At 53.8% G+C, this 5,307-nt stretch carries 4 protein-coding genes; 1 reads left to right on the top strand and 3 read right to left on the bottom strand.

Going from position 1 to position 5,307, the window contains the following annotated elements; genetic code table 11:
• Nucleotides 1-265: 265 nt before the first annotated feature.
• Together GX147_11175 and GX147_11180 are read right to left on the bottom strand one after the other, a co-directional pair.
• Nucleotides 266-1,831: a DHA2 family efflux MFS transporter permease subunit gene (locus GX147_11175; protein ID NLN61230.1), complete on the bottom strand. Its 1,566-nt coding sequence runs from the start codon at nucleotides 1,829-1,831 to the stop codon at nucleotides 266-268.
• A 738-nt stretch (nucleotides 1,832-2,569) separates the two neighbouring features.
• Nucleotides 2,570-3,826, bottom strand: coding sequence for an HlyD family secretion protein (locus GX147_11180; GenBank protein ID NLN61231.1), 1,257 nt, complete (start codon nucleotides 3,824-3,826; stop codon nucleotides 2,570-2,572).
• A gap of 446 nt (nucleotides 3,827-4,272) precedes the next feature.
• Here GX147_11180 and GX147_11185 point away from each other — a divergent pair, with 446 nt between their 5' ends.
• Entirely contained in the window at nucleotides 4,273-5,013 is a 741-nt protein-coding gene (locus tag GX147_11185; GenBank protein NLN61232.1) for a J domain-containing protein, read from the top strand.
• Between the two features lie 56 nt (nucleotides 5,014-5,069).
• On the opposite strand, the gene GX147_11190 is transcribed toward GX147_11185, so the two are convergent.
• Nucleotides 5,070-5,307 (bottom strand): hypothetical protein (locus tag GX147_11190; protein ID NLN61233.1); only part of this gene is annotated, 238 nt, incomplete at its 5' end.

Here is a 5,307-nt window from a genome sequence, read left to right on the forward strand (position 1 = left end):
CTATCAGACCGGCCAGCAAGATACCCGCCACGATTGCGATACGTCGTTTCATGATGTTTTCTCCTTTCAGTGATGATTTTGTTTTTAATACAGCAAGGGGTGTGCCAATGACGGCAAGGTGGTGTAATTAGCTGTAATTACAAATAAAATTCTGATTCACCCCTGGGAAACGGGTTAATCTGCTAAATATATCGTATCATTAGTATCCATATGGGCAATAAATATGTATTGTTTATATCCATTTGTGTTTAACATGACGCAGCGGTCAGCCCTGATCGCCGGGATGGTTCGGATGCTTCTCTTTGGGAGCCTGCAACAGCAATACGGTGGGCACCAGGCAGGCGGTAAGCCAACCCAACAGCCAAAAGGTGTCGTTGAAAGCCAGCATGTTGGCCTGCCTCAAAACCTCCTGATAGATGATGGATAAGACGCCTTCCGAGTTGGCCAGAGCGGGTTTGTGAATCTGGAGCCATTGGAGGATCTCCTGGTAGTAATGCTGGTAGGCCGGATTCGATGGCGTGATGTTTTCAGTGAGAAAAGTTTGGTGTAATTGTGCGCGCTGGGAATGTATGGTCGTGCAAAAGGCGATACCGACGCTCCCGCCGAGATTGCGCAAAAGGTTGAAGATTCCTGATGCGTTACCGATCTCTTCCTTGGGGATATTGGCGAAAGCCGCTGTCGCCACGGGAGCGAAAAAGAGTCCCAGAGCCAGCCCCAGGACAATGCGTGGCCAGGCGACGTACATAAAGTCGACTTCCAGGTTGAAAGCCGCCATCATCCAAAGAGAAACAGCTTGCAGGGCCAACCCGATACCCAAAAGCCATTTGGGGTTCATTCCCCTGATCATTAAAAAGCCGGCTATAGGCATAATGATAAGACTGGTGAATCCCCCGGGTCCCAGGACAAGTCCGGCCCAAAGCGCTGTATAACCCATGAGTTTCTGGAGATACAGGGGCAGGAGCACAATGCTGCCGAGCAAGGTGAAATAACCAAAAAAGTTAATCACATTGGCGGCTGCAAAGCCTCGATTCCGGAAGGGCTTGAGATCGACCACCGGATAAGGCGTTTTGCGTTCCACCCAGAAAAAGATAAGGAGACTGACGACGGCGATAACACCTAAAGTGATAATGAATCGGGAGGAAAACCAGTCTTCCCTTTCCCCTTTGTCCAAAACCACCTGCAGACAACCCAGTCCGACGCTGAGAAAGAGGATCCCCCAGGTATCGATATGCATGCGGGTGCTTCGCAGGTAGGGAGGATCGGCTATAAAGGCCTTGAGCAGAAAGAACGCCATCACGCCCGCGGGAAGATTGATATAAAACACCCATGGCCAGCTCCACTGATCGGTCAGCCAACCTCCGAAGACAGGACCCAGAACCGGCGCGACGGTCACGCCCATGCCGAAGATGGCGTTGGCCATTCCGTGTTCCTTCTGAGGAAAGGTTTCAAGAAGAATAGCCTGTCCCAGCGGAGCAAGTCCTCCACCGGCAAGACCCTGGAGCACCCGGAAGCATATCAGCATGGTCAAAGAGGTGGAAGCGCCGCAGGCAAGCGAGCTGAGCGTGAACAGGGCGACCGATGCCAGCAGATATCGTTTTCTTCCGAAGAGCCGGGCCAGCCAGGGAGCGATGGGAATGATGATCGCATTGGTAACGAGATAGGAGGTGATTACCCAGGTTACTTCGTCCACGCCGGCATTCAGGCTGCCCTGGATGTGCGGTAGGGAAACATTGACGACGCTGATGTCCATCACATGGAGAAAAGTCGGCAGCATGATGATTGCGGCAATCAGCCACTTGTTGATGCGGGGGGGCGTTCTTTGCGAGGTCATATGCGCCTGTCCATCGAGAAAGATGCGTTGTTGCCTGCTGTCGGCGTTTCGGGGGTACGCAATCAAAGGGTGTTGACATGCGATATTTTATCGCCGCGATCCGCCGACGCATACCGAGTGGAGAAAAATATTTTATCTTCTATTGGCGCAGGTTACCTTATCTCACCAACAGACTTCTATAAACCAAAATTTTGATGGATCTCCTGATCCGTTAAACGACGATCGGTTCCGCCGGAGAAACGGTATCATGGGATTGGGTTCTTTTGATGATCATTCACTACGAGAAAACGCTCATACGTCCGATCGCCGTCATTGGGTCGATGAGTGAGCAGTTCCTGGCCATCCCCTTGGGACACCTGAACAGGACTGCCGATGAGACAAGGACAGGGCGTCATCCAGCCTTACGACACAGAAAGTATCGTGCAGGGCCAGCATGCCGGACTGTCACAGCACGCCTTGGCACAAAATCTGAAGAATGCCCACCCGGCTCTGCCAGGTCCGGTTGGAGGATTTTAGGGTAGAGGCTCTGAAGGAACGGGTCCGGTCGGGTGTATGCTTTCCGGGAAAAACGTCTGATGAAAAAGAGTACATCCGAGAGGGGCGAACACAAGGCTGAGGGACGGGCTCGAAGCCCCGGGCTGGGTGACCCGCATGAAATCGGCGGCGATGAACCATTTTTTGACATGCGGGGCCGGCGGCGGGATCATGCATTGGGCCTACCCGGTGGCTGAAACCGATTCAACGCTCTTTTTCCACTGAATCAGAGACCGCCATCAACATGGATCCCTGGCGATCTTTCGTGTGGATTGTCGCAATGACCGACAAACCTATCCTGAGAGGATGATCGGGAGGTGGCTTCCTGTTGAGACGAATTTTAACGGGTACGCGCTGGGCAACCTTGATCCAGTTGCCGGTGGCGTTTTCCGGCGGCAGCAGGGAAAAAGCCGCGCCCGTCCCGGCGCGAATGCCACTCACCTTTCCCTCAAAGGTATATCCGGGGTAAATATCGGCCTTGATTGTAACGGGCTGACCAATCCGGACATGCTTCAGTTGTGTTTCCTTGAAATTGGCCTCGATATAGACCCCTTCGAGAGGTACGACGGCCATCAACACCTGTCCCGGCTGAATACGATCCCCTTTCTGGACGCGTTTTTGTGCTATGAAGCCGCCGATAGGCGCTGTGATCGTACAATACGTCAAACGCAGACGTGCCTCTTGGAGTTGGGCGGACACTTCCTCCCGTTTGGCGCGAAGGGCGGCAAACTGCTGTCGTAGAATGCCTACGCTGTAACGCCCCCCTTTGGCAACCGACCACTGGGCACGGCTGCGCGCCTCTCCCTGATGGGCGGCGGCTACCGACGCTTCGACAGCGCTGATATCCGAATCGATTGCAGCCAGCTGGGCTGTTGTCCTGTCCAGGATGTTCCGAGCTCGATCCCATTGCTGCTGCGCAATGGCCTGTTCTTTGAGGAGCCTGTCGTAGCGTTCGAAATCGCGGCGGGCAATCGTCAAATCAGCTTGCGTGGCGATCCGCTGCTGTTTTAACGCTTCCAGTTTGTGTTCGCTTTCCCGAATCCGGTCCCGGGCCTCCCCGACGCCGCTCTGGGCTGAGTCCTGTTGGGCTGCGGTCTGGATATCGCTCTGGGAAACAGAAAGGCCCATGGCCTTCAGTTCCGCTTCGGTTCGGGTGAGGACCGCCTGCGCTTCATCGACTGCCAGTTGATAGTCCCGGGGATCCAGTGATACGAGTTCCTGATCCAGTGTGACGGCATCGTCGTTCTCGACGAAAATATCCTGAACCGTACCGGGGATTCGGCTGCTGATCTTGGCACTTTCTGCCATGACGTAGGCGTTGTCGGTGGAAACCTTGTTGTGGATGAATAAAAACCAGTACAGGCCGCCGAGAATCAGAAGAGCCGCGGAAAAAAGAGTTAGGCCGCGCAGCCACTTTTGCCGGTTATTATGATTGTTGTTTCCGTTGGTTGGCTCCGACACCGTAGCTCCTTGTACACGCCGATCAATTTAATAAAAATGAATGGACCATGAGACCAGGTGAAACGTTACAAAAAGATGTTGGGTGTTGCAAGGGAAATGAAGGGAATAAACAACGCCCGGGGTACACGGCTTGGATCGCCTGGATGCTGCGAAACATTTCGTTTGTCTCCGGTTCAAGCGCGATCTGCGCACCGGACTCATTCCTGTCTTTTGCCGATATTCTTTCATGTGTTCTTTGTTTTGCAGATGGACGAGCAAGTGCCACATAACCTGTCTCGAGCCGGGAGGTAATCCTAAGATGAATTCCGCTCACCAAGGACTGAGTTGCCGCAGCGGCCAGGAGGCAAATCCGAGGATCATTTGAAATCGTCGATAAAACGTGATATGCCCGGAACCGTAGGCTGGATCTCCGGCCAAAACAAGGAAACAAACTGTAAATCAACAAGATGTACGAGTACCACGCCCATAATCTGACTTTAGCGAAGATCGTGAACAACGGCAGGCGCTGTCTTTCCTGCGGGACCCCAGCCATCACCAACCGACAACGCTACTGTTCCCCCGCATGTCGCCGCCGTCTCCAGTTCAAGCTCGACCTGCGCACCGGACTCATTCAAGCGCTGAACGCCCAATACGCCACCTTCTGCTTTTCCGACGAACAAATTTTCATGGATGTCCTTCCATATGGTAGGCAGGATACCTTCCGTTTTTGTTATCCCCGTTCCCCGGGGAAAAAACCAGCAGAAGACTTCAGCACCATGGCCAACATTTTGGGCGGGATCTGGTGGGAGGAAAAGGAGCGGACCAAAAAAAACTACCTGGCCTCTTGCCGGGTACTGCAGCAGGCTCTCCGAAACACAATATCCACGGGTTCAGTCAAACCCATGGTCAGGTGCGCCCCGTCCGTCGGGCGAGTCCATCTCGTTCACTTGAATCTAGATCGGGCGGTGCTCACCTCGCCGGATGTGAAACAGATGATCAAGACGGCCTACCGCCAGGAAGCCAAAAAGAATCATCCCGATGTGGGCGGCAAATCTGAAAAGTTCCGGCGGATTCACGAGGCCTATGAGGAGCTTTCCTGCTGGGCTGAAAACCCGACCTACATCCGTTATCGTGGTTTTCCCGATAAGTGGTTTTACGACCGGGACCGCAACCGTTGGAACCAGCCTCTGCCCTTGACTCGGGTTTAAGATATGCGGGAAATGGTGGGATCGTTTTACCCACATTTCCTTGCGAAGAGTCTGTATCAGCCCCTTGTGAGGCTTGCCCGTGGCATGTTCCGGGCCCTTTTTACTTTTGTCCCACGTTCCCGGTCAATCCGGCTCCTCAAGTGGTCTTTGGCCATGGCCGAGGCTTTCGCGATCATTTCCGAAAAGGCGCTCTTCTCTGTCATGGACTTGCGGAGAGCGACGTTTCGGGCCTTGGCCTTTTCTCCCGACGCTCTGATGCCGAGGCGCACTCGGGTGATCTCGATGGCGCCCAAA

Source organism: Deltaproteobacteria bacterium, assembly GCA_012522415.1.
Lineage (GTDB): Bacteria > Desulfobacterota > Syntrophia > Syntrophales > JAAYKM01 > JAAYKM01.